The 21718-nt window shown below is 67.7% G+C and carries 16 protein-coding genes; 5 read left to right on the top strand and 11 right to left on the bottom strand.

All coding sequences use genetic code 11. From position 1 onward, the window contains the following. Window positions 1-32 precede the first annotated feature (32 nt). Window positions 33-3584 (bottom strand): DNA polymerase III subunit alpha, encoded by a 3552-nt coding sequence (gene dnaE, locus ABW16_RS04505; RefSeq protein WP_047317938.1) that lies wholly within the window; start codon window positions 3582-3584, stop codon window positions 33-35. A gap of 136 nt (window positions 3585-3720) precedes the next feature. On the opposite strand from dnaE, the gene ABW16_RS04510 reads away from it, so the two are divergent. Continuing rightward, entirely contained in the window at window positions 3721-3957 is a 237-nt protein-coding gene (locus tag ABW16_RS04510) for a dodecin family protein (protein ID WP_047317939.1), read from the top strand. 43 nt (window positions 3958-4000) lie between these two features. Here ABW16_RS04510 and ABW16_RS04515 read toward each other — a convergent pair whose 3' ends face one another. Beyond that, window positions 4001-4906, bottom strand: a complete 906-nt coding sequence (locus ABW16_RS04515; RefSeq protein ID WP_200900620.1) for an RluA family pseudouridine synthase — start codon at window positions 4904-4906, stop codon at window positions 4001-4003. 22 nt (window positions 4907-4928) lie between these two features. Continuing rightward, a complete protein-coding gene (lspA, locus tag ABW16_RS04520; RefSeq protein ID WP_412178176.1) occupies window positions 4929-5519 on the bottom strand; it encodes a signal peptidase II in 591 nt (196 codons plus the stop codon). A 33-nt stretch (window positions 5520-5552) separates the two neighbouring features. On the opposite strand from lspA, the gene ABW16_RS04525 reads away from it, so the two are divergent. Then, window positions 5553-6491 (top strand): asparaginase, encoded by a 939-nt coding sequence (locus tag ABW16_RS04525; protein WP_047317941.1) that lies wholly within the window; start codon window positions 5553-5555, stop codon window positions 6489-6491. Window positions 6492-6493: 2 nt separating this feature from the next. Beyond that, complete coding sequence (locus ABW16_RS04530) at window positions 6494-6955, top strand: hypothetical protein (protein WP_047318117.1); 462 nt, start codon at window positions 6494-6496, stop codon at window positions 6953-6955. A 13-nt stretch (window positions 6956-6968) separates the two neighbouring features. On the opposite strand, the gene ABW16_RS04535 is transcribed toward ABW16_RS04530, so the two are convergent. After that, entirely contained in the window at window positions 6969-8324 is a 1356-nt protein-coding gene (locus ABW16_RS04535) for a DNA polymerase IV (RefSeq protein ID WP_047318118.1), read from the bottom strand. A gap of 57 nt (window positions 8325-8381) precedes the next feature. On the opposite strand from ABW16_RS04535, the gene ABW16_RS04540 reads away from it, so the two are divergent. Further along, window positions 8382-8948: a class I SAM-dependent methyltransferase gene (locus ABW16_RS04540; protein ID WP_047317942.1), complete on the top strand. Its 567-nt coding sequence runs from the start codon at window positions 8382-8384 to the stop codon at window positions 8946-8948. A 7-nt stretch (window positions 8949-8955) separates the two neighbouring features. Here the strand turns inward: ABW16_RS04540 and ABW16_RS04545 are convergent, their stop codons facing one another. The 4 genes from ABW16_RS04545 to ileS form a co-directional block, all read right to left on the bottom strand. Beyond that, on the bottom strand, window positions 8956-9300 hold the full coding sequence (locus tag ABW16_RS04545) for a DUF732 domain-containing protein (RefSeq protein ID WP_047317943.1): 345 nt from the start codon (window positions 9298-9300) through the stop codon (window positions 8956-8958). A 46-nt stretch (window positions 9301-9346) separates the two neighbouring features. Then, window positions 9347-10672 carry a PPE family protein gene (locus ABW16_RS04550; RefSeq protein ID WP_047317944.1) on the bottom strand — a complete coding sequence of 442 codons (1326 nt, stop codon included), beginning with the start codon at window positions 10670-10672 and terminating at the stop codon, window positions 9347-9349. Between the two features lie 18 nt (window positions 10673-10690). Then, window positions 10691-11917: a PPE family protein gene (locus ABW16_RS04555; RefSeq protein WP_047317945.1), complete on the bottom strand. Its 1227-nt coding sequence runs from the start codon at window positions 11915-11917 to the stop codon at window positions 10691-10693. A 386-nt stretch (window positions 11918-12303) separates the two neighbouring features. Beyond that, on the bottom strand, window positions 12304-15459 hold the full coding sequence (ileS, locus tag ABW16_RS04560; protein ID WP_047317946.1) for an isoleucine--tRNA ligase: 3156 nt from the start codon (window positions 15457-15459) through the stop codon (window positions 12304-12306). A gap of 283 nt (window positions 15460-15742) precedes the next feature. On the opposite strand from ileS, the gene ABW16_RS04565 reads away from it, so the two are divergent. Continuing rightward, the gene (locus tag ABW16_RS04565; protein ID WP_047317947.1) at window positions 15743-16501 is read left to right on the top strand and encodes a lipase family protein; all 759 of its coding nucleotides are present in this window, start codon (window positions 15743-15745) and stop codon (window positions 16499-16501) included. A 4-nt stretch (window positions 16502-16505) separates the two neighbouring features. On the opposite strand, the gene ABW16_RS04570 is transcribed toward ABW16_RS04565, so the two are convergent. The 3 genes from ABW16_RS04570 to ABW16_RS04580 form a co-directional block, all read right to left on the bottom strand. After that, window positions 16506-16979 (bottom strand): hemerythrin domain-containing protein, encoded by a 474-nt coding sequence (locus ABW16_RS04570; RefSeq protein ID WP_047317948.1) that lies wholly within the window; start codon window positions 16977-16979, stop codon window positions 16506-16508. A 147-nt stretch (window positions 16980-17126) separates the two neighbouring features. After that, a complete protein-coding gene (locus tag ABW16_RS04575) occupies window positions 17127-20126 on the bottom strand; it encodes an MMPL/RND family transporter (protein WP_200900614.1) in 3000 nt (999 codons plus the stop codon). 75 nt (window positions 20127-20201) lie between these two features. Beyond that, window positions 20202-21689: a flavin-containing monooxygenase gene (locus tag ABW16_RS04580; protein WP_047317949.1), complete on the bottom strand. Its 1488-nt coding sequence runs from the start codon at window positions 21687-21689 to the stop codon at window positions 20202-20204. Between the last annotated feature and the right edge of the window lie 29 nt (window positions 21690-21718).

Below are 21718 nucleotides of genomic sequence, written 5' to 3' on the forward strand. Positions count from 1 at the left end.
CACGCATTCCGGCCGGATGCCGCGTTCGTCGGTTACCCGCCCAAGCAGCCCGGGCCGAGCAATGCCTTCAAATCCCCCATCAACGCCGACGACGGCGTCACTCGCAGCGAGGCATCCAGTTCCAGCACGGTGATGCGCTCCCCGCTGATCAGCCGCAGCTGCACTTGCGCGGTGCCGGGATGGCGGGTCAGCACCTGCTTGAGCGCGCTGACCTTGTCCATCGTGCACTGCCGGGTCGGCAGACTCACCGCCAGCGGACGATCCGCGGCGTTGGCGGAGAAGTCCGGCACCACCAGCTCGTTGGCGATCAGTGAGATCCGGTCGTCGCGGATGTTCACTTTGGCACTGACCAGCACCACGGCGTCGTCGGCGACCTCCGCTCCGTACGCGGAGTAGGTCTGCGGAAAGAACATCACCTCGATGCCGCCGGTGAGATCCTCCAATTGTGCCGAGGCCCAGGGCAGTCCGTTCTTGTTGACCCGGCGGTTCACCGATGCCAGGATGCCGCCGACCCGCACCTGGGTGTCGGCGGCGACATCGCCTTCCAGGATCGCCGGGATCTGGGTGTCGACCTGGGCAGCCAGCAGATGCGCGATGCCGTTGAGCGGATGCCCGGAGACATAGAGGCCGAGCATCTCCCGTTCCAAGGCCAGCTTGTGCTTGTCGGCCCACTCCTCGTCGGGCACCTTGATGCCGAAAACGGCATCGGTTCCGGAGCTTTCGCCGTCTCCCCCGCCGAACAGGTCGAACTGCCCCACCGCTTCGGCCTTCTTGGTGCCCAGCACGGAGTCGACCGCGTCGGTGTGCACCAGGAACAGCCCCTTGCGCGGATGCCCGAGCGAGTCGAAGGCGCCGGCCTTGATCAAGGATTCGGTGACCTTCTTGTTGCAGGCCGCGATGTCGATCTTGTTGAGGTAGTCGGAGAAGTCGGTGAATCGGCCCTTGCTTGTCCGGGTGTTGATCAGCGAGCTGACGACGTTGGCGCCGACGTTGCGTACCGCGCCCAGCCCGTAACGGATGTCCTCCCCCACCGAGGCGAAGTTCAGCTCGGATTCATTGACGTCGGGTGGCAGCACGGTGATCCCCAGCCGGCGGCAGTCGGCCAGGTAGACCGCGGCCTTGTCCTTGTCGTCACCGACCGACGTCAACAGCCCGGCCATGTATTCGGCCGGGTAGTTGGCCTTCAGGTACGCCGTCCAGTACGACACCAGGCCGTATCCGGCCGCGTGCGACTTGTTGAACGCGTAGCCGGCGAACGGAAGAATGGTGTCCCACAAAGCTTTCACGGCCTTCTCGGAGAAACCGTTGGCGGTCATCCCCTCGTAGAAGCCCTTGTATTCGGCTTCGAGCACTTCAAGCTTCTTCTTGCCCATGGCTTTACGCAGCGCATCGGCCTTGCCCATGGTGTAGGAGGCCACCTTCTGGGCGATGAACATGATCTGCTCTTGGTAGACGATCAGGCCGTAGGTCTCGGACAGGATGTCGCGCAGCGGCTCTTCGAGCTCAGGGTGGATGGGTTTGATGGCCTGGCGATTGTTCTTGCGGTCGGCGTAGTCGTTGTGGGCGTTCATGCCCATCGGGCCGGGACGGTACAGCGCCAGCACGGCGACGATGTCGTTGAACTCGGTGGGCTGCATGCGGCGCAGCAGGTCACGCATGGGGCCGCCGTCGAGCTGGAACACGCCCAGGGTGTCGCCGCGGCCCAGCAATTCGTAGGTGGCCGGGTCATCGAACGGCAAGGTGTCCAGATCCAGGTCGATTCCCCGGTTGGCCTTGATGTTCTCCAGGCAGTCGCCGATGATCGTCAGGTTGCGCAGGCCCAGGAAGTCCATCTTCAGCAGGCCGATTTCTTCACACGACGGGTAGTCCCAGCCGGTGATGATGGCACCGTCCTGCGGGCGCTTCCACAACGGGATCGCGTCGATCAGCGGCTCGGAGCTCATGATCACCGCGCAGGCGTGCACGCCGGCGTTGCGGACCAGGCCCTCCAGGCCACGCGCCGTCTCGTAGATGGTGCGCACATCGGGGTCGGTGTCGATCAGCCCACGAACCTCGGCGGCTTCCTTGTACCGCTCGTGGTTGGGGTCGGTGATGCCCGACAGCGGGATGTCCTTGGCCATGATGGGAGGAGGCAGCGCCTTGGTGATCCGGTCGGCGATCGCATAGCCCGGCTGGCCGTAGTGCACACGCGCTGAATCCTTCAGCGCTGCTTTGGTTTTAATGGTGCCGAAGGTGATCACCTGAGCGACCCGGTCACTGCCCCACCGCTCGGCGGCGTAGCGCACCATCTCACCGCGGCGACGGTCGTCGAAGTCGATGTCGATGTCGGGTGCCGACGGCCGTTCCGGGTTGAGGAAGCGTTCAAACAGCAGGCCGTGCGGGATCGGGTCGATGTTGGTGATGCCCAGCGCGTAGGCAACCAGCGACCCGGCGGCCGACCCTCGGCCCGGGCCCACCCGGATGTTGATCGAACGGGCGTAGTTGATCAGGTCCGCCACGATCAGGAAGTACGACGGAAATCCCTTGCCGCAGATGACGTCGATCTCGTACGAAGCACGATCGGTGTACTCGCTCGGCACACCTGCCGGAAAGCGCCTTTGAAGACCGGCCTGCACCTCGTGGCGCAGCCAGGTCCCCTGGTCGTGGCCGTCGGGAACCGGGAACACCGGCATCCGGTCGCGCGGAGCCCACACATCGGCATAGGACTGCACCCGCTCGGCGATCAGCAGGGTCGAGTCACAGGCCTCCGGCAGCTGGTCGTCCCAGAGCGCGCGCATCTCGGCGGCCGACTTCAGGTAGTAGCCGTCGCCGTCGAACTTGAACCGGGTGGGATCCGACAGTGTCTTGCCGGTCTGCACGCACAACAGTGCCTCGTGGTTCTGCGAGGCGTCGCGGGTGACGTAGTGGCAGTCGTTGGTGGCCAACGTCGGGATGCCGAGCTTGCGGCCGACCTCCAGCAGCCCGTCGCGTACCCGGCGCTCGATGGACAGACCGTGGTCCATCACCTCGAGGAAGTAATTCTCCGCGCCGAAGATCTCCCGCCATTTGGCGGCCGATTCCAGCGCCTCGCGATCCTGGCCCAGGCGCAGCCGGGTCTGCACCTCACCGGACGGGCAGCCGGTGGTGGCGATGATGCCCTCGGCGTGCTCGGCAATGATCTCGGCGTCCATCCGCGACCATTTGCCGAGCTGGCCCTCGAAGGAAGCCAGCGAGGACAGCCTGAACAGGTTGCGTAACCCGGTGGCGTTCTCGGCCATCATGGTGAGGTGGGTGTAGGAGCCGCCGCCGGAGACGTCGTCGCTCTTCTGGCCGGGGTCGCCCCAATGAACCCGCCGGGTGTCGAAACGCGAGCCCGGGGCGATGTAGGCCTCCACCCCGATGATCGGCTTGATGCCGACCTTGGTCGCCGCGTTGTAGAACTCGCTGGCGCCGAACATGTTTCCGTGGTCGGTCATCCCGATCGCGGGCATCTCCAAGCGCTGCGCCTCGGCCAGCATCGGGGCGATCTTCGCCGCGCCGTCGAGCATCGAGTACTCGGTGTGGTTATGCAGGTGCACGAAGGACCGCGACGATGAACTGTCCATAGGACCGCCAGTCTATGGCCGAGCACCGACGCTTTCGGGCGTGTCGCCGGTCGTGTCTCCTCGGCTGTCGTTTCCCGGGACAGCGGCCGCCGCGGTGCACTACGTTGAGGTTCGGCGAAAGCGAGGAGAGTCATACATGAGCGTGTACCGGGTGATCGACATCATCGGGACCAGCCCGTCGTCCTGGGAGAACGCCGCGGCCGAAGCGGTGCACCGGGCCAAGCAGACCATCGACGACATCCGCGTCGCCCAGGTCGTCGAGCAAGACCTCACTCTCGACGACAAAGGCGGCATCATCTACCGCACCAAACTGCGCATCTCCTTCAAGATCCGGCCGCCGAAGTCAGCCAAGCCGGCCGACGAATCCAGCTAACGGCATCGATGCCGGGTGCTCGTCGAGGCTCGCAAGCCCTGAGTCAGCGGTGCAGAACGTCCAATGCGTGCTGCAGATCCGCCGGGTATTCGCTGGTGATCTCGATGCGCCGCCCGTCGCCGGGGTGGGCGAAGGCCAGTGAGCGGGCGTGCAGCCACTGGCGTTCCAGTCCGAGCTTGCGCGCCAGTGTCGGGTCAGCCCCGTAGGTGAGGTCACCGCAGCACGGATGGCGCAGGGCCGAGAAGTGCACCCGGATCTGGTGGGTGCGGCCGGTTTCCAGGTGCACGTCGAGCAGGCTCGCGGCGACGAACGCCTCCACCGTGTCGTAGTGGGTGATGCTGTGCCGTCCGTCGGCGGTCACCGCGAACTTCCAGTCCGGTCCGTGATGCCGCCCGATCGGTGCGTCGATGGTCCCGCTGGACGGGTCCGGATGGCCCTGCACCAGTGCGTGGTAGCGCTTCTCCACGGTGCGCGCCTTGAACGCGCGTTTGAGTGCGGTGTAGGCGCGTTCGGAGATCGCCACCACCATCACCCCGGAGGTCCCGACGTCCAGGCGGTGCACGATGCCCTGACGTTCCGGGACCCCGGAGGTGGTGATCCGATACCCGGCTGCGGCCAGGCCGCCCAGCACGGTGGGCCCGGTCCACCCCACGGACGCGTGCGCGGCGACCCCGGCGGGTTTGTCGACGGCGACGATATCGGCGTCGGAGTACAAGATCGTCATGCCCTCGACCTCGGCCGGGGTGTTCTCCAGCGGCGGCGGCGCTTCAGGCAGCCGCACCTGCAGCCACGCACCGGCGACCAGCCGATCGGCCTTGCCGACAGCGACGCCATCCAGTTCCACGTCCCCGTTTTCGGCCAGCGTCGCGACCACATTGCGCGACAGGCCCAACAGGCGGGCCAGCCCGGCGTCGACACGCATACCGGCCAGTCCCTCGGGGACCGGCATGGATCGTTCGGTCACAGCCGCATCAGGCCTGCTCGCCGTCGCCCGCGCGTCGGCGGCCCACCGCGTCGAAGTCGAAGCCGAACACCGACAGCGCGACCAGCAGGATCGCGCCGCCCACCACGGCCGGGTCGGCGACGTTGAACACCGGCCACCAGCCGATCGACAAGAAGTCGACCACGTGGCCCTGCAAATGCCCGGGCGCCCGGAAGAACCGGTCCACCAGGTTGCCCAGCGCCCCGCCGAGGATCATTCCCAGACCGATCGCCCACCAGGGCGACACCAAGCGGCGCGACATCCAGATGATGCCGAGCACCACCGAGCTGGCGATCAGGGTCAACACCCAGGTGTAGCTGGTGGCCATGGAGAACGCGGCGCCGGAGTTGCGGACCAGGGTCCAGGTCACGGTGTCGCCGATGATCGGCACGGGCTGGCCGGGGGTGAGCATCTTCACCGCGAGCACCTTGGTGACGACGTCGGCCACCAGCACCACCGCGGCCACCGACAGCAGCAGTCCCAGCCGGCGGGGCGGGGCGGGCGGCTCCGCCTCAGGCGCCGGGGCCGGGTCCACCTCCGTCTCGGTCGAGTCGGTTGTCTCGTCACTCACGCCCCCCATCATCCCTTAACCCAGGTGCGGCATGATCGCCGCATGCTGTCCAAGCGCATCACCGTCATAACCACCGGCGGAACCATCTCCTGCAGCACCCAGGGCGACGGGGCGCTGCGGCCCGCCCGCAGCGGTTCGGACCTGCTGGCAGACACCGGCGCCGCCGACGTCACCGTGGTGGACCTGATGGCGCGGGACAGCTCGGAGCTGGGTCCGGCCGACTGGGCTGCGCTGCTCGCCGCGGTCAACGCGGCCGTGGACGGCGGCGCCGACGGGGTGGTGGTCACGCACGGCACCGACACCTGCGAAGAGGGTGCGCTCTGGCTGGAACTCGGCTACACCGGAGACGTTCCGGTCGTGCTGACCGGGGCCCAGCGCGGCGCGGACGCCCCCGATGCCGACGGCCCGGGCAACCTGCGCGATGCCCTGGCGCTGGCCGCGGCCCCGACCGCCCGGGGACTGGGGGTGCTGCTGTGCTTCGCCGGCCGGGTGCTGGCCCCGCTGGGTCTGCAGAAGGCGACCATCACCGGGCTGACCGGCTTCACCGGTCCGCTGCTGGGCACCGTCGCCGACGGCCGAGTCAGCCTGACCGGCGACAAGACTCGGCCTTACCTGGGTGCACCGGCCACGGTTCCGCGGGTGGACGTCGTGGCGCTGTACGCGGGCGCCGACACCGTCGCCCTGGACGCCTGCGCCGCCGCCGGTGCGCGCGGGGTGGTGTTGTCCGCGCTCGGGTCGGGCAACGCCACGACGGCGGTGATCGAGGGCGTGCGCCGGCACTGCGCGGCCGGACTCGTGGTCGCGGTGTCCAGCCGGGTTCCGGATGGCCGCATCGGCGCGGACTACGGTCCCGGCCGGGCCCTGGTGGAGGCGGGTGCGCTGATGGTGCCGCGGCTGCGGCCGCCGCAGGCACGGATCCTGCTGATGGCGGCGCTTGCGGCCGGACAGCCGGTCGGCGAGGTCATCGACCGGTGGGGCTGACCATGGCCAGGATTCTCGCCCTCGTGGGCGCCGCCGTTCTCACGGTCGGGACCGCCGCCGCGGTTCGGGCCGAGCCGCCGCCCGGGGCGGACGCCATCGACGACTACCCCGTCGCCACCGGCCGGTACTCATCGCCGACCGACTTCTACTGGGTCTTCTTCAGAACACCGGACGGCCGCTCGTGCGGTATCGGCCCCAATGGCGGGCCGATCGGCTGCGATGCGGTGCCGATGGACGCTCCCGCCGGCACCAACCAGACCGTGCTCGAAGTCGGCGGGGTGCCCGCGGCATACCGCCATGGCGACATCGCGTCATTCACCCGGGACGTGGATGTGCTGCCGGAGGGCCATCGACTGGAGAACTGGGGCTCCAGCTGCGCAGTCGGCTACCAGGGCACGGTGACCTGCAAAGGCTATGGCCACCATGGATTTACCCTGTCCAGCGTCTACGGTGTGCTGTGGTGACCACCCCGCACCGCTAGCTGGGTTCCTCCGGGCGCGCGACGTAGTCCGGCCAGTCCAGGCTCGCGACGGGGTCAGCGCGGCTGATCTCGGGCTCATCGTCGGGGAACGTCCGCACCGGACCGGGGCCCGAGCCGCGCGTTTCGAACCGGACCGTCATCACCCCGTGGCCGGCTCCCTGCACCCAGCCGTGGCCGAGGTCAGGGTGGCTGACGTCATCACCGACCCGCCACGGCGCCGTGGTCGGCGGGGAAAGTGGTTCCCGCGCCGTCACTTCGGGCGCGATGACTCCCAGGTCTGGAAACTCCAGATCCGGGAACAGCGACTCCTGCCGAACATCGGTCAGCCCGGAGAACCCCACGCCGAGCAGCCGGATCGGGCCGATCTCCTGCGGATCGAGCAGCAGCCGGCCGGCCGCCGCCGTGAGCGCGGCGGCGTCGGTGGTCGCGTAGGGCAGCGTGGCCGAGCGGGTCAGCACACTCATGTCGGCCTTCTTGAGTTTCACCGTCACGGTGCGAGCGCCGCGCCCGTCGCGCAGCAGTCTGCGGTAGGCGTGTTCACCGATCGGACCGATCTCAGCGCGCAGCTGGTCCAAGGTGGTCAGGTCCACCGCGAAGGTCGATTCGGCGCTGATCTGTTTGGCCTCAGCACGTTCGGCGACCCGCCGGTCGTCGATCCCCCGGGCCAGTCGGTGCAGTGCCGGGCCGATGGTGGCGCCCAGAATATCGGCGACCTCGTTGTCGGTCAGCGCGGCGAGCTGGCCGATCGTGTCGATGCCCAGCCGGTGCAGCTTCTCCTCGGCGACCGGACCGATCCCCCACAGCCGGCGCACTGCAAGCCCGTCCAGCAACAGCCGTTCCTCGGAGCGGCTGACGACGCGCACCCCGTCCGGCTTTGCCAGATCGGAGGCGATCTTGGCGATCTGCTTGCCCGAGCCCGCCCCGACCGACGCCACCAAGCCGGTCTCGTCGCGTACCCGGCGGCGAAGGTGTTCGCAGAACCGCAGGACCTCCGCATCGCTTGCGCCGGCCAGCTCGGCCGGTTCACCGAACGCCTCGTCGAAGGAGAGCTGCTCGACGACCGGGATCACCGCCCGCACGGTCTCGAAAACCCGACGGCTGGCCATGCCGTACACGGCGCCACGAGGCGGCAGCACCACGGCCGGGGCGCCCACCAGCCGACGCGCCTGGTGCATCGGCATCGCCGATCGGGCGCCGAAAACCCGCGCCTCGTAGCTGGCCCCGGCCACCACACCGCGGCCGCCGAGCCCGCCGACCAATACCGGCCGGCCCCGCAACGTCGGGCGGGTCAATTGCTCGACGGACGCGAAAAACGCGTCCATATCCAGGTGCAGGACCCATCGGGCGTCCACGGCGTTCAGCCTATTGGGCGCGCCGGCTCCGGACGGCATCCGACTAGTGTCGAGACGATGGCGATGAATCTGGTTCACCGGCTGTGTTGCAGTTCCCGGTATTGGGCGCGCAGCGTCGAGCGCGAACTCCTGCCGTGGGCGCTGGCAGACGTCGACCTCGGCGACAGCACCCTGGAGATCGGCCCGGGCTATGGAGCCAACATGCGGTGTCTGGTGGACATGACGCCCCGGCTGACGGCCGTCGAGATCGACCCGCCGATGACCGAACGCCTGCAGGCGAAGTACGGCTCGCGCGCCCACATCATCAACGGCGACGGCACCGATACCGGTCTGCCGTCGGACGAGTTCAGTTCAGTGGTGTGTTTCACGATGTTGCACCACGTTCCGACACCCGCGTTGCAGGACCGACTGTTCGCCGAGGCTTTCCGTGTGCTGCGGCCCGGCGCGGTCTTCGCCGGCAGCGACGGTGTGCACTCGACGGTGTTCCAGCTGATGCATTTCCGCGATACCTACAACCCCGTCTCCCCCGACGCGTTGCCGGACCGCTTGCGCAGCATAGGTTTCCGCGACGTGGCGGTGGCCACCGCAGGCGGGCAACAGCGCTGGCTGGCCGTCAAGCCCTGACGGATCGCTACTTCGACCCTCCGCCACCCTTGTTGAGCTGGTGTGGGCAGTAGGTTTTCGCCGAGATCGCCGCGAACCGGGCCGCGTCGGCGACGGTCAGGTCGGGGTTGGCTTCGGTGATGTCGTTCAGCAGTTCCAGACTTGTTTCACCGTTGGCCGCCAACCCGCAGAGCGCTTCAGCGGCGGCCACCGCTTGAGCCGGGTCGTCGAAGATGATCCCGACCTGGCGAAGCGAGGTGATGAACTCCGTACTGTCGACCGTGCTCACCTCCACCGCATTGGGGTCGGCGTGCCCGGGTGCGGCGAGAACAAGCGCGCCGGCGGCGACGAGCGGGACGAACAACAGCTTCATAGGGGTCCTCCTGGGGCGGCCGAAGTCGTGAGGCATCGGGGACGCATCAGCCGAGCGCGGACTGCGATCCGGCAAGCGCACTGTCCTCGTCGTCGAGGACGTGCACGGCGTGGATACCCGGTTTCAGGGACAGCTTGGCGACCAGCTCGTCGAGGCCGGCCTGGTCGACGTTCCAATGCTGCACCACATCCGGCGTCTGCTGCAATTGCGCGATGACCTGGTCGAGTGGGACCGGCGCCTCGCGGTCCTTGATATTGGTCGACACCACCCGGGCCACCGGGGCCACCGTTCGGGTGGCCGGCGCACCCAGTGCACCCCCGGCCGCACTGCCCAGGGCTGCCGGGGCGAGCATGCCCGGCACGGCTCCCGCTGCCGGAGCAGCGCCCAGCGCCGTCTGCGGCAGCGACGTGGAGGCCAGCTGGATCGCCGAGGTGGCGCTGGCCCAGTTCGGCGGCACCGTGAGCGCCCCTACGCGCATCGCGCTGCCCGCGGCTGCCCCCGCCGAGCGCAGACCGATGCTCGCGGGCAGTCCGGAGCTGTGCAGGCCCCCGAGCGCCGACTTCGGGATCACCGGGATCACTGCCTTGTACCCGGCCCGGAACTGGGTGATGCCCAGGTTGGTACTCGCGTGCGCGGCGTTGACCCAGCCGGTCTGGCCGCTCACGCCACTGGCCAGCGAGAGGTGGCTCTCCCACAACTCATGCCCGTAGGTGGTGCCGAGGACGCCATCGATCGCGTTCTGCCAGCCGGCGTTATAGGAAGCCGTCAGATCGGTGATCTGCTTCGTGATCAACTGAATCAGGTCGGGATCGGAGGTGGCCGCCGCGCTCCCCGGCTCACTATTCGTCGTCTGCGGCGCCGCGGTGAACGAGGTCAGATTCGTCGCCGCCGCCGAAGCGCCGGCATAGCCCTGCATCGCGGCGACATCCTGAGCCCACATTCGCCCGTATTCCGCTTCGACGGCGGCGATCGCCGTGCTGTTCTGCCCGAGGATGTTCGAAGCCACCAGCGACGCCAGCTGACTGCGGTTGGCGGCGATCGCCGGCGGCGGCACGATGCCGGCGAAGGCCGATTCATAGGCGGCTGCCGCGGCAGAGGCTTGGGCTGCGGTCTGTTCGGCCTGCGCCGCCGTGGTCGACAACCACGCCACATAGGGCGCGGCTGCGGTCGCCATGGCCGCGGCCGCCGGCCCCTGCCAACCGCCGCTGAGGCTGGCCAGCGCCGCCTGGTAGGAGGATGCGGCGGCGTGCAGCTCGGCGCCCAGCCCCGACCAGGCAGCTGCCGCGGCGAACAACGGGTCAGCACCCGGCCCGGAATACAGCTGGCCGGAGATGACCTCGGGAGGCTGCGCTGCGAAACTTTGAAAAACCATGAACGCGACCTGCTTTCGTTACTTCGCGATCGGCGGGATGACGATGACGGTGGCGGTGGTGGCGATGTCCGGTGCCGTCTGGTTGTTCGTGACGTGGGTGATGGCGCTGATCGCGCGGGTCGCGCTGGCGCCCGCAGCCTGACGTACCGGTGTGCCGATCGCGCGCCCGGCCAGACTCGACAGCGCCATCTGGCCGGCCAGCACGCCCTCGCCGTTCACAGCCAGAGCCGGAGCGGCCTCCAGCACGCTGGCCTGCAGCGCCACCGTGGCGGTCTTGACCGCCGGAACCGCGGTGGCCCAGTTCGACGGCACCGACAGCGACCCGATCAGGCCGGCCCGGCCCACGGCCCCCGACACCGCCGCCGGGACGGATTGCGAACCGGTCAGCAGCGGACTGGACAGCAACGGCGACAAGGCGCCGACGATCGGCTTGGGGTTGAGCGTGCTGGTGAGGTTGCCGAGCCCGTTGGCCACCGACGGGATGCTGATGGCCATCTGGTAGATACTCCGCGCCGAGCTCTCGATGTTGATCCCGTAGGGACCGTTCGCGGTACTGATCACATTGGTGAGGGTCTTGACGATCGCCTGGTAGTCGTCCACGAGCTGGGTCGGCGTCATGTTCAGCATGTTCTGCAGGGCGTTCGGAATCTTGTCCAGAAAGTCGGACAGACTCGACTCCGCGCTGGAGGCGGCCGCGGACTGGCTGATCTGGCCGCTGCCGTTCGTCGTCTCCGGCGGGGTGTTGAACGGGGCCAGCTGGCTGGCGGTTGCCGACGAGCCGGCGTAGGCGTACATCGCGGCCGCGTCCTGGGCCCACATCTCGCCGTACTGCGCTTCGGTGGCCGCGATCGCCGGGGCATTCTGTCCCAGGAAGTTGGTGGCGACCAGCGAGGCCAGCAGGGTGCGGTTGGCGGCGATCACCGGCGGCGGCACAGTGGCGGCGTAGGCGGCCTCATAGGCACCGGCGGCAGCGGTGGCCTTCAGCGCCGTCTCCTCAGCTCCCACCGCGGTGGCCTTCAGCCATGCCGCGTACGGACCCGCTGCCGCCGTCATCGACGCGGCTGAGGGGCCCTGCCAGGCCGAGTCCGCCAGCTCAGCGATCACCGAGGCGTACGACGTGGCGGTGTAGTGCAGCTCCGTCGCCATCGCCGACCAGTTCGCCGCGGCGGCCAGCAGCGGTGCCGAGCCCGGGCCGGCGTACATTCGCGCGGAGTTGACTTCCGGCGGGAGTGCCCCGAAATCCATGAATCCCCTGCCCCTCTAGCCAAGTAATGAACCGACCCACCCGAGTTGCGTCACGCAACGGCTTGCCAGCTTCCTGACAATTCGGGTGGGTCAGAACCAACCGCAGACAACTGTTCGTATGGCCTGAAGGTTAATCGGGGAAGAACGGCCCCTGAAGTGGCTGACGTGGCAGTTCAGGGCTGTTTCACCGATGTTTCACCCCCCGCACCGGCGGCGCCCGCGCACATCGGCGGAGGCGTTTTTTACCACCACATACTGCATAAATGCCGTGTTCGAGCCGTCAACAGCGAACGACGCAGGCCCCGGCCACCGGCCGCCGTCGACCATAAGAATCTGGCCGCGAGAAAGTCAGCCCTGGCCGGAGTCGCAATTCCGACGCCGAAGTGTCAGGCCTTGGTGATGGACACCCGCACGCCGTCCCCGATTTCCACGGAATCGGCCGGGTCGCCGAATTCGAAACTGGTCGCCAAGATTTCTCCGGCGATCAACTCGGCATGAGTCTGCGCCCAGGCCAGCCGCTGCTCGGGCACCGCGATCACCACACTGATCCGGTCGGACACCTCCAGGCCGCTGCTTTTGCGCAGCTCTTGCAGTTCCCGGATGCGGTCCTTGGCCCAGCCCTCGGCTTCCAGTTCGGGCGTCACGGCGCTGTCGAGCACCACCAGGCCGGCGCCTTCGGGCAACGCGACGGTGTACTCCGGGTCGGCGGCCACCAGCTTGGAGGTGTACTCGCCCTCGAGCAAGATCAACGCCCCGGCGCTCAGCGTGCCGTCCGGGTTGACGACACCCTCGCCCGCTTTGACCGCTTTGATCGCGGCCTGCACGTCCTTGCCCAGGCGGGGACCGGCCACCTTCGCGTTGACCGCCAGATCGAATCGCCCGTAGCCGGCGATGTCGTCGGTCAACTCGACCGCCTTGACATTCAGCTCGTCGGCGATCAGGTCGGTGAACGGCGCCAGCCGCTGCGGGTCGTCGACGGCGACGTTGAGTTTGGGCAGCGGCAACCGGACCCGCAGTTGGTGCGCCTTGCGCACCGACGACGCAGCCGAGCACACCTCGCGCACCTGGTCCATCGCCGCCACCAGCGCGGCGTCCGCGGGCAGATCGGCGGCCTCGGGCCAGTCGGTCAGATGGACCGACCGCTCCCCGGTGACACCGCGCCAGATCACCTCGGTGGTCAGCGGCAGCAGCGGCGCGGCCAGCCGCGCGGTGACCTCCAGCACGGTGTGCAGGGTGTCGATCGCGTCGGCGTCTTCGTCCCAGAACCGTTGCCGGGAGCGCCGCACATACCAGTTGGTCAGTGCTTCGGTGAACTGTCGCAGTTGCTCGCAGGCACCGGAGATGTCGCAGACGTCCAGGGCCTCGGTCAGGTCGTCGCGCAGCGACGCCAGCTTGGCCAGGATGTAACGATCCAGCACGTGTGCCGAATCGGTGCGCCAGACACCGGGTTTCGGGGCATACAGCGTCAGGAAGCTGTAGGCGTTGGTCAGCGGCAGCATCACCTGGCGCACGCCTTCCCGGATGCCCGCCTCGGTGACGATCAGGTTCCCGCCGCGCAGGATCGGCGAGGCCATCAGGAACCAGCGCATGGCGTCGGAGCCGTCGCGGTCGAACACCTCGCTCACGTCCGGGTAGTTGCGCAACGACTTGCTCATCTTCTGCCCGTCGCTGCCCAGCACAATGCCGTGCGCCACACAGGTTTTGAACGCCGGTCGGTCGAACAACGCGGTCGCCAGCACATGCATCATGTAGAACCAGCCGCGGGTCTGGCCGATGTATTCGACGATGAAGTCACCCGGGTAGTGAGCTGCCTGCCCCGCGCCGCCGTCGAACCATTCGGAGTTCTCGAACGGGTAATGCACCTGGGCATACGGCATGGACCCGGAGTCGAACCACACGTCCAGCACGTCGGGGATCCGCCGCATCGTCGAACGGCCGGTCGGGTCGTCGGGATTGGGCCGGGTCAGCTCGTCGATATAGGGCCGGTGCAGATTGTCGGGCCGCACCCCGAAGTCGCGCTCCAGCTCATCCAGGCTGCCGTAGACATCGATCCGCGGGTAGGCCGGATCGTCGGACTTCCACACCGGAATCGGGGTGCCCCAGTAGCGGTTTCGGGAGATCGACCAGTCGCGCGCACCACGCAGCCAGTTGCCGAAGATCCCGTCCTTGATGTGCTCGGGGTACCAGGTGATCTGCTCGTTGAGTTCGACCATCCGGTCCCGGAATTCGGTGACCCGGACGAACCACGACGACACCGCCTTGTAGATCAGCGGGTTGCGGCAGCGCCAGCAGTGCGGGTACGGGTGCTCGTAGGTCTCATGGCGCACCAGCACCGCGCCGTTGGCCGCGGCCGGGCCGGTGCCGTTCTTGAGGTCGGCGATGATCGCCTTGTTCGCGTCGAAGACGTGCTGGCCGGCGTAGTCGGGCACGGTCGAGTCGAAGCGGCCCTTGGCGTCCACCGGCGTCACCGGGGTGATTCCGGCCGGGTCGGTGGTGTTCTTGTCGTCCTCGCCGTAGGCCGGCGCCAGGTGCACGATGCCGGTGCCGTCCTCGGTGGACACAAAGTCCGCGGCCAGCACCCGGAAGGCATTCGGCGAGTCCATGAAGTACGGGAACGGCGGCGCGTACTGCAGCCCGAGCAGCTCCGAGCCGCGGTAGCTGCCCAGCACCTGGGGCTCGTCGCCCTCGCCCAGACCGAGCTCGCGGGCGTAGGCGCCCAGTCGCGCCTCGGCCAGCAGGTATCGTCGCTCCCCCGCCGCGACCTGCACATACGTCACGCCCGGGTTGACCGCGACCGCCTGGTTGGACGGCAGTGTCCACGGGGTGGTGGTCCACACCAACAGGTGAGCACCCTCGAGATCACCGGCCGGTCCGCCGCCAACGATCCGGAACCCGACGGTCAGCGCCGGGTCTTGGCGGCTCTTGTAGACGTCGTCGTCCATCCGCAGCTCGTGGTTGGACAGCGGGGTCTCGTCGCGCCAGCAGTACGGCAGCACCCGGTAGCCCTCGTAGGCCAGGCCCTTGTCCCAGAGCTGCTTGAACGCCCACAGCACCGACTCCATGAACGGCAGGTCGAGGGTCTTGTAGTCGTTGTCGAAGTCCACCCAGCGGGCCTGGCGGGTGACGTAGGCCTGCCACTCGGAGGTGTAGCGCAGCACCGACTCCCGGCACGCCTGGTTGAACGCGGCGATGCCCATGGCGTCGATCTGCGACTTGTCGGTGATGCCGAGCTGGCGCTCCACCTCGAGTTCGGCGGGCAGCCCGTGGGTGTCCCAGCCGAACCGGCGCTCCACTTTGTAGCCGCGCATGGTGCGGTAGCGCGGCACGATGTCCTTGACGTAGCCGGTCAGCAGATGTCCGTAGTGCGGCAGGCCGTTGGCGAACGGCGGCCCGTCGTAGAACACGTACTCCTGCGCGCCGTCACGGCGGGCGATGCTGGCCCGGAAAGTGTCGTCGGCGGCCCAGTAGTCGAGGACCTCGGCCTCGGCTGCCGGGAAGTCGGGGGCGCCGGCGGCCGGCTTCGGATAGCTGCGTTCGCTCACGGTGTGTCGTCTCCCAAGGGCCCGGCCCGGGGACGACGCCGCGCGGTTGCGCGAGCGCCGCGGTACCACCCCGCTTGCCGCACACCCGTCCTGGGGCGCGACCGCTCGATGTCGGGCTGTGACGGGCCGTCCCGTTCGGTTCTACTGAGCCGTTCCCCAGGAGTAGTCCGGCGGTTCTTCCGAAGGCTCCCCGGTGATGGCCGGATCGATGCCGTTGGTCGGAAGTCTAAGGCCTGCCACCAAGACCCGTGCCGGCAGGGCTGGGACTTCTACACTGATCAACGTGGCATTCAGCCCGTCGTACGCCCGCGACGTGGTGCTGCCCCTGGCATCGGCGGCCTACACCGTGATGTCCGGCGCTGCGCCCACACTGCCGCCCGGCTTCACCCGTACTGCGCTGATCGAGGCCGACCCGGCACACCTGGCCGGCCTGCCCGAGCAGCATCCTGCGAAGGCGATGGCCAAGGACACCAACATTTTCGGGTTGATGGGCCATGACACCGCCAGTGGCACCGCGTTCCTCGCTTTTCGCGGCAGCTCCGATGTGGCGGACTGGATCGCCGATTTCGACTTCGTCCCGGCGCCCTACGCGCCGGTGCGGGGGTTCGGGCAGGTGCACGCCGGTTTCCAGGAGGTCTACGGCTGCGTTCGCGCGGCCATCGTCGCTAACCTGGCCGCTACGACCAGCAAGTGCCGCCAGATTCTCATCACCGGGCACAGCCTCGGTGCCGCCCTGGCCGTCCTGGCCGCCCCGGATGTCGCCCAGGGGATGCCACCGAACACCCTCGAGCCGCGGCTGACCACATTCGGTGGCCCGCGAGTCGGCGTGGCCGACTTCAAGGCCGCTTTCGACGCCGCCATCGAATGCTGCTACCGCGTGGTGAACTTCCTCGACATCGTCCCGCTGGTGCCGCCCGCGCCGTATGTGCACGTGGGCGCCGACATCGCCGTGGACAGCGGCGGCGCGGTCGACATCGGCTGGCGGCACAGCTTGGCCGCCTATCACGCCGGCCTCTCGGCGCTCATCGCCGGCGAAGCCTGACGGCTCAGGCCGCTCCCCGTGCGCAGGTCCACCCTTCGGGCATCCGTCCGACAGCAAGGAATTCGGCCACTGCTGCGGCCACTTCCGGTGCCAACCCAGTGTCGGCGGCCGGGTAGATCACCGGCTCCTCCACCTTGTTGTGGTCGGCGAGCTGGTCCAGCAGCCGGCAGCAGGCGCCTCGTAGCGTGGCATGGTCCGCGCCGGCGCGGGCCAGGTCGTCGAGCGCGTTCATGGTGCGCCAGATCTCGCCATGGCCCCGGATCATCCCGAAGACCGCCATCATGTGGGCGCCCCTGCTGATCGGCGGGAACAGCAGCTGTTCCTCCAGGTAGATGTGGCGTCGCAGCACAGCCAATGTCGCGCTGAGGCCGTCGGCGTCGACGCTGCCGCCCTCGAGGTCCCCCAGGAAGGCTCTGATTCCGGCGTCGATCTGCAGATGCTCACGCTCCAAAGCGGCAGAAAGGGCTGCATCGGACATGTGTGGCGCTCCCCTCCGGACCGGTCCAACGACCCCGGCGGGCACCGTTGAACGCCGCGTCAGACCCGCGAATGATTTCTACAATCAGGACTCGTTTAAATCTAGCCCACACGGTGGCGCACTGACCAGAGCCGGTTCAGCCCCAGCTCAGTGGTCGGTCTCGTCCTCCGGCGGCTGAATCGCGGCCAGCACTTCGGTGGGCCGGTCTTCGTCCGCCGCCTTCGCAGGCCGGGCGGACAGCTCCGGGAACGCCGTGGCCACCATGTCCTCGAAGGTCCGGTCATGCTCGTCGGATTTGCCTCCCGCGGCAACCGGCGCGGCCACCGACACCGCCCGCGCCGGGTGCTCCCGCACGTTCAGCGGCCACCAGAACCACCGCCCCAGCAGCGCCGCCATCGACGGCATCATGAACGAGCGCACCACCAGCGTGTCGAACAGCAGGCCGAGGCCGATCGTGGTGCCCACCTGGCCCACCACCCGCAGGTCACTGACGAGCATCGACGCCATGGTGAAGGCGAACACCAGCCCGGCAGCGGTGACGACCTTGCCGGTGCCGCCCATGGTCCGGATGATGCCGGTCTTCAGTCCGGCGCCCATCTCCTCTTTGAACCGAGCGACCAGGAGCAGGTTGTAGTCACAGCCCACCGCCAACAGGATGATCACCGACATCACCATCACCAGCCAGTGCAGGTGGATGCCGAAGATGTACTGCCACAGCAGTACCGACAGGCCGAACGAAGCCCCCAGCGACGCCAGGACAGTCCCGACGATCACCACGGAGGCGATGAAGCTGCGAGTGATCAACAGCATGATGATGAAAATGATTGCCAGAGAGGTGATTCCGGCGATCAGCAGGTCGTAGTCGGCGCTGCCCTGCAAGTCGTTGAAGAGCGCGGCGGTGCCCGCCACGTAGACCTTGGCGCTCGACAGCGGGGTGCCCTTCAAGGACTCGGCGGCGGCCTTCTTGATCAGGTTGACCCGCGCCATGCCCTCCGGAGTGGCCGGGTAGCCGTCGTGGGTGATGAAGAAGCGCGCCGCATGCCCGTCCGGCGACAGGAACAGCTGGATCACGCGTTTGAAGTCCGGGTTGTCGAAAGCCTCGCGGGGCAGGTAGAACGAGTCGTCGCTTTTCGCCGCGTCGAAGTCCTGACCCATTGCCGCCGAGTCGCCGCCGACCTCCTCGATCTGCGCCATGATGCCCGACATGGTGCTGTGCAAGGTGAGCATCATGGTCTGCAGGCTGCGCAAGGCGGCGATCTGCGCCGGCATCATTGCCAGCAGCTGAGGCGTCACCACATCGATGTTGCTCATGTCGGGCGCCAGCTCGTTGATCTTGTCGGTGAGCAGCATCGTGCCGTCCATCGACGCGTACGCCGCCCGCAGCGACAAGCAGGTGGAATCACTGCCGCAATTCTGTTGCTTCTCAACGGATTCGCGAAGCGACTTCGAGTTCTCGTTCAAGTCGGTGATGTTGCCGCGCACCTGCTGGGCCAGGTCCATCGCCTCCTGCGAGACCCCGGTCGCGTGATGGGTGTTAGCACCCAGCTGCTGCATCAGCGCGTACATCCGCTGCAGCGACGCGATGGTGCCCTCGAGATCGTCGGCTTGCTGGCGCATGTCGGCCACCCGGCTCTTGACGAAGTCCAGGTTCTGCATCTGCCCGGCGTTCTGCATGCTGAGCAGGAACGGAATCGAGGTGTGTCCGAGCGGAGTGCCCTCCGGCCGGGTCACTCCCTGCACCATCGCGACACCCTCGACGGCGAACACGCTCTTGGCCAGCTTGTTGAGCACCAGGAAGTCCGCGGAGTTGCGCATGTCGTGATCGGATTCGATCAGCAGCACCTCCGGCAGCAGGCGCGATTCCGGGAAGTGCCGCGCCGCGGCCGCCCAGCCGAGGTTGGCCGGCGTGTCCTGCGGGATGAACGACGGGTCCTTGTAGCTCACCTTGTAGCCGGGCAGCGCGAGCAGGCCGACCAGCGCGATCGCGCAGGCGGCCACGAAGATGGGGCCGGGCCAGCGCACGATCGCTGTGCCCACCTTGCGCCAGCCTCGGTCGGACATCTTGCGCCGCGGTTCGAGCAGCCCGCGGCGAGTGGCGACAGCCAGCACCGCTGGGACCAGCGTCAGCGCGATCGCCACCGCGACCAGCATGCCGACCGCACACGGCACACCCATGGTCTGAAACACCGGCAACCGGGTGAAGCTCAGGCAGAACGTGGCGCCCGCGATGGTCAGGCCCGAGGCCAGCACCACATGGGCGACGCCGCGATAGGTGGTGAAGTACGCCGTCTCCGGGTCTTCGCCGGCATGGCGGGCTTCGTGGTAGCGGCCGATGAAGAAGATGCCGTAGTCGGTGCCGGCGGCGATCGCCAAGGTCACCAGGATGTTGATCGCGAACGTGGACAACCCGATCAGGTCGTTGTGCCCCAGGAAGGCGACGATGCCGCGCGCCGCCGCCAGCTCGACCCCGACGACGGCCAGCAGCAGCGCGACGGTGCTGATCGATCGGTACAACAGCAGCAGCATCAGCGAGATCACCGAGACGGTGGCCACCAGGATCTTGAGCACCGCCCGGTCGCCGCTGGTGTTCATATCGGTGACCATCGGCGCCGGGCCGGTGACGTAGGCCCGCACCCCCGGGGGCGCCGGTGTGCGGGCCACGACGTCGCGGACCGCCTCGACGGAGTCGTTGGCCAGCGCCTCACCCTGGTTTCCGGCGAGGTTCAGCTGAACCAATGCGGCCTTGCCGTCCGAACTTTGGGCGCCTCCCGCGGTGAGCGGGTCCCCCCAGAAGTCCTGGATGTGCTGGACGTGTTTGGTGTCGGCGTTGAGCTGGGCGATCAGCTCGTTGTAGTAGTGGTGAGCGGCGTCGCCGAGGGGCTCGTCGCCTTCGATGACGATCATCGCCGCGCTGTCGGTGTTGGACTCGGCGAAGTCGTGCCCCAGCCGTGCCATCGCTTGAATCGACGGTGAGTCTTTGGCGCTCAACGACACCGGGTGTTCCTTGGCGACCTGCTCCAGCGGCGGGACCGCGATGCTCACCAGCGCGGTGATCGCCACCCAGCCGACGATGATCGGCCACGCGAACCGGCGGACGAATGCGGCCGCGGACGACCGGTCGTGGTTCAGGTGGTGTGTACGCGTCACTTTCTGCGGCCCCTCACCTGACAATGTGCCCAAACGATCACTGTAACCCCCTGTTCAGGACCGTAGCAGCGGAAACTATCCGATCAGATAGTCCGAGAGCGGGAAGTGGTCCTGCTCCTTCACAGCGCTGCGCACCGAGGTCGGCCGGAAGAGCGGAGCCTCCCCGGTGTTCTGGTTGAACCAGTAGGAATTCGACGTCGCGCAGTTGCCGAGGTGGAACACCGAGCTGTCCAGCAGGCTCATCATCCGCTCGTAGAACCGGGTGTTGGCTTCCTCGGTGACTTCGAACGTCTGCGCCTGGCGCCGCTGCACCTCACTGAACAACCGGTTCATGTGCCGGGTCTGGTATTCGACGGTGTTGAACCAGGACAGCCCGACCCACGAGAACGGGCTGGACATGTTGATGAAGTTCGGAAATTGCGGGGCGGTCATGCCCTGGTAAGCCTGGAAACGGGTCTCACGCCACCATTTGCCCAGGTTGCGCCCGCCGCGACCGATCACCTCGATCGCCGGCAGGTTGCCCTCCCACACATCATATCCCGTCGCCAGCACCAGGGTGTCGATCTCGCGCTTGGTGCCGTCGCGCGCCACGATGCCGTCGGGTTCGATCCGCTCGATCCCCTCGGTCACCAGATGCACATTCGGCTTGGCGAATGTCGGGTAGTAGTCGTTGGAGATCGACGGACGCTTGCAGCCGAAGTCGAAATCGGGCCGCATCTTCTCGGCGAGTTCGCGATCCCGCACCGCCCGACGCCGATGCAGCGCCGATTGGGCCGCCATCGCCTTGTTGACGAACTTGAAGCGCCGGTAGCGCCACATGGTCAGGACCATCATGAAGTCGGTGGTGTTGTCGGTGAGCCACCGCACGATGCGCTGGGTGAACGGCACCCGGGCGAACATCCTTTGCACCACGGGCGGGAAGACCACGTCGGACTTGGGCGTCACCAGGATCGGGGTGCGCTGGTACACCGTCAGATCGGCGACCTCTTTGGCCAGCTCGGGGATCACCTGGATCCCGGTGGAGCCGGTTCCGATGACCGCCGCGCGGCGCCCGGCCATCGAGTAGTCGTGGTCCCACTCCGCGGTGTGCACGATGTGGCCGGCGAAGGTGTCGATGCCGGGGATGTCCGGGATCTTCGGCTGGCAGAGGAAGCCGGTGGCGACGATGAGGAACTGCGACGTCAGCGTCTCGCCGCCGGCCAGCGACGTCCGCCATACCTTCGCGTCCTCGTCCCACTGGGCGCCGTCGACCGTGGTGTTGAAGCGCATGAAGCGCTCGACGTCGTACTTCTTCGCGACATGCTCGGCGTAGGCCTGGACCTCGTTACCGGGCGCGAACAGCCGCGACCAGTACGGGTTGGGCTCGAACCAATAGGAATAGGTGGTCGACGGCTGGTCGACGGACAGGCCCGGATAGTGGTTGACCCGCCAGGTGCCACCAAGACCGTCCAAGCGGTCGACGATGACGATGTTCTCGTAGCCCAGCTTGTTGAGTTGGATAGCCGTGCCGATGCCGCCGAAGCCCGCGCCCACGATGACGGCGTCGTATTGCTGGGTCCCCATAAGGAGAACACGCTACCCCAAGGCCGCAA

The organism is Mycolicibacter heraklionensis, from assembly GCF_001021505.1.
GTDB classification, from domain to species: domain Bacteria; phylum Actinomycetota; class Actinomycetes; order Mycobacteriales; family Mycobacteriaceae; genus Mycobacterium; species Mycobacterium heraklionense.

What these genes read in the sequence shown, in the direction of transcription:
- dnaE (WP_047317938.1), bottom strand. Translation starts at nt 3,584, where the DNA reads ATGGACAGTTCATCGTCGCGGTCCTTCGTGCACCTGCATAACCACACC.
- ABW16_RS04510 (WP_047317939.1), top strand. Translation starts at nt 3,721, where the DNA reads ATGAGCGTGTACCGGGTGATCGACATCATCGGGACCAGCCCGTCGTCC.
- ABW16_RS04515 (WP_200900620.1), bottom strand. Translation starts at nt 4,906, where the DNA reads ATGCCGGTCCCCGAGGGACTGGCCGGTATGCGTGTCGACGCCGGGCTG.
- lspA (WP_412178176.1), bottom strand. Translation starts at nt 5,519, where the DNA reads ATGGGGGGCGTGAGTGACGAGACAACCGACTCGACCGAGACGGAGGTG.
- ABW16_RS04525 (WP_047317941.1), top strand. Translation starts at nt 5,553, where the DNA reads ATGCTGTCCAAGCGCATCACCGTCATAACCACCGGCGGAACCATCTCC.
- ABW16_RS04530 (WP_047318117.1), top strand. Translation starts at nt 6,494, where the DNA reads ATGGCCAGGATTCTCGCCCTCGTGGGCGCCGCCGTTCTCACGGTCGGG.
- ABW16_RS04540 (WP_047317942.1), top strand. Translation starts at nt 8,382, where the DNA reads ATGGCGATGAATCTGGTTCACCGGCTGTGTTGCAGTTCCCGGTATTGG.
- ABW16_RS04545 (WP_047317943.1), bottom strand. Translation starts at nt 9,300, where the DNA reads ATGAAGCTGTTGTTCGTCCCGCTCGTCGCCGCCGGCGCGCTTGTTCTC.
- ABW16_RS04550 (WP_047317944.1), bottom strand. Translation starts at nt 10,672, where the DNA reads ATGGTTTTTCAAAGTTTCGCAGCGCAGCCTCCCGAGGTCATCTCCGGC.
- ABW16_RS04555 (WP_047317945.1), bottom strand. Translation starts at nt 11,917, where the DNA reads ATGGATTTCGGGGCACTCCCGCCGGAAGTCAACTCCGCGCGAATGTAC.
- ABW16_RS04570 (WP_047317948.1), bottom strand. Translation starts at nt 16,979, where the DNA reads ATGTCCGATGCAGCCCTTTCTGCCGCTTTGGAGCGTGAGCATCTGCAG.
- ABW16_RS04580 (WP_047317949.1), bottom strand. Translation starts at nt 21,689, where the DNA reads ATGGGGACCCAGCAATACGACGCCGTCATCGTGGGCGCGGGCTTCGGC.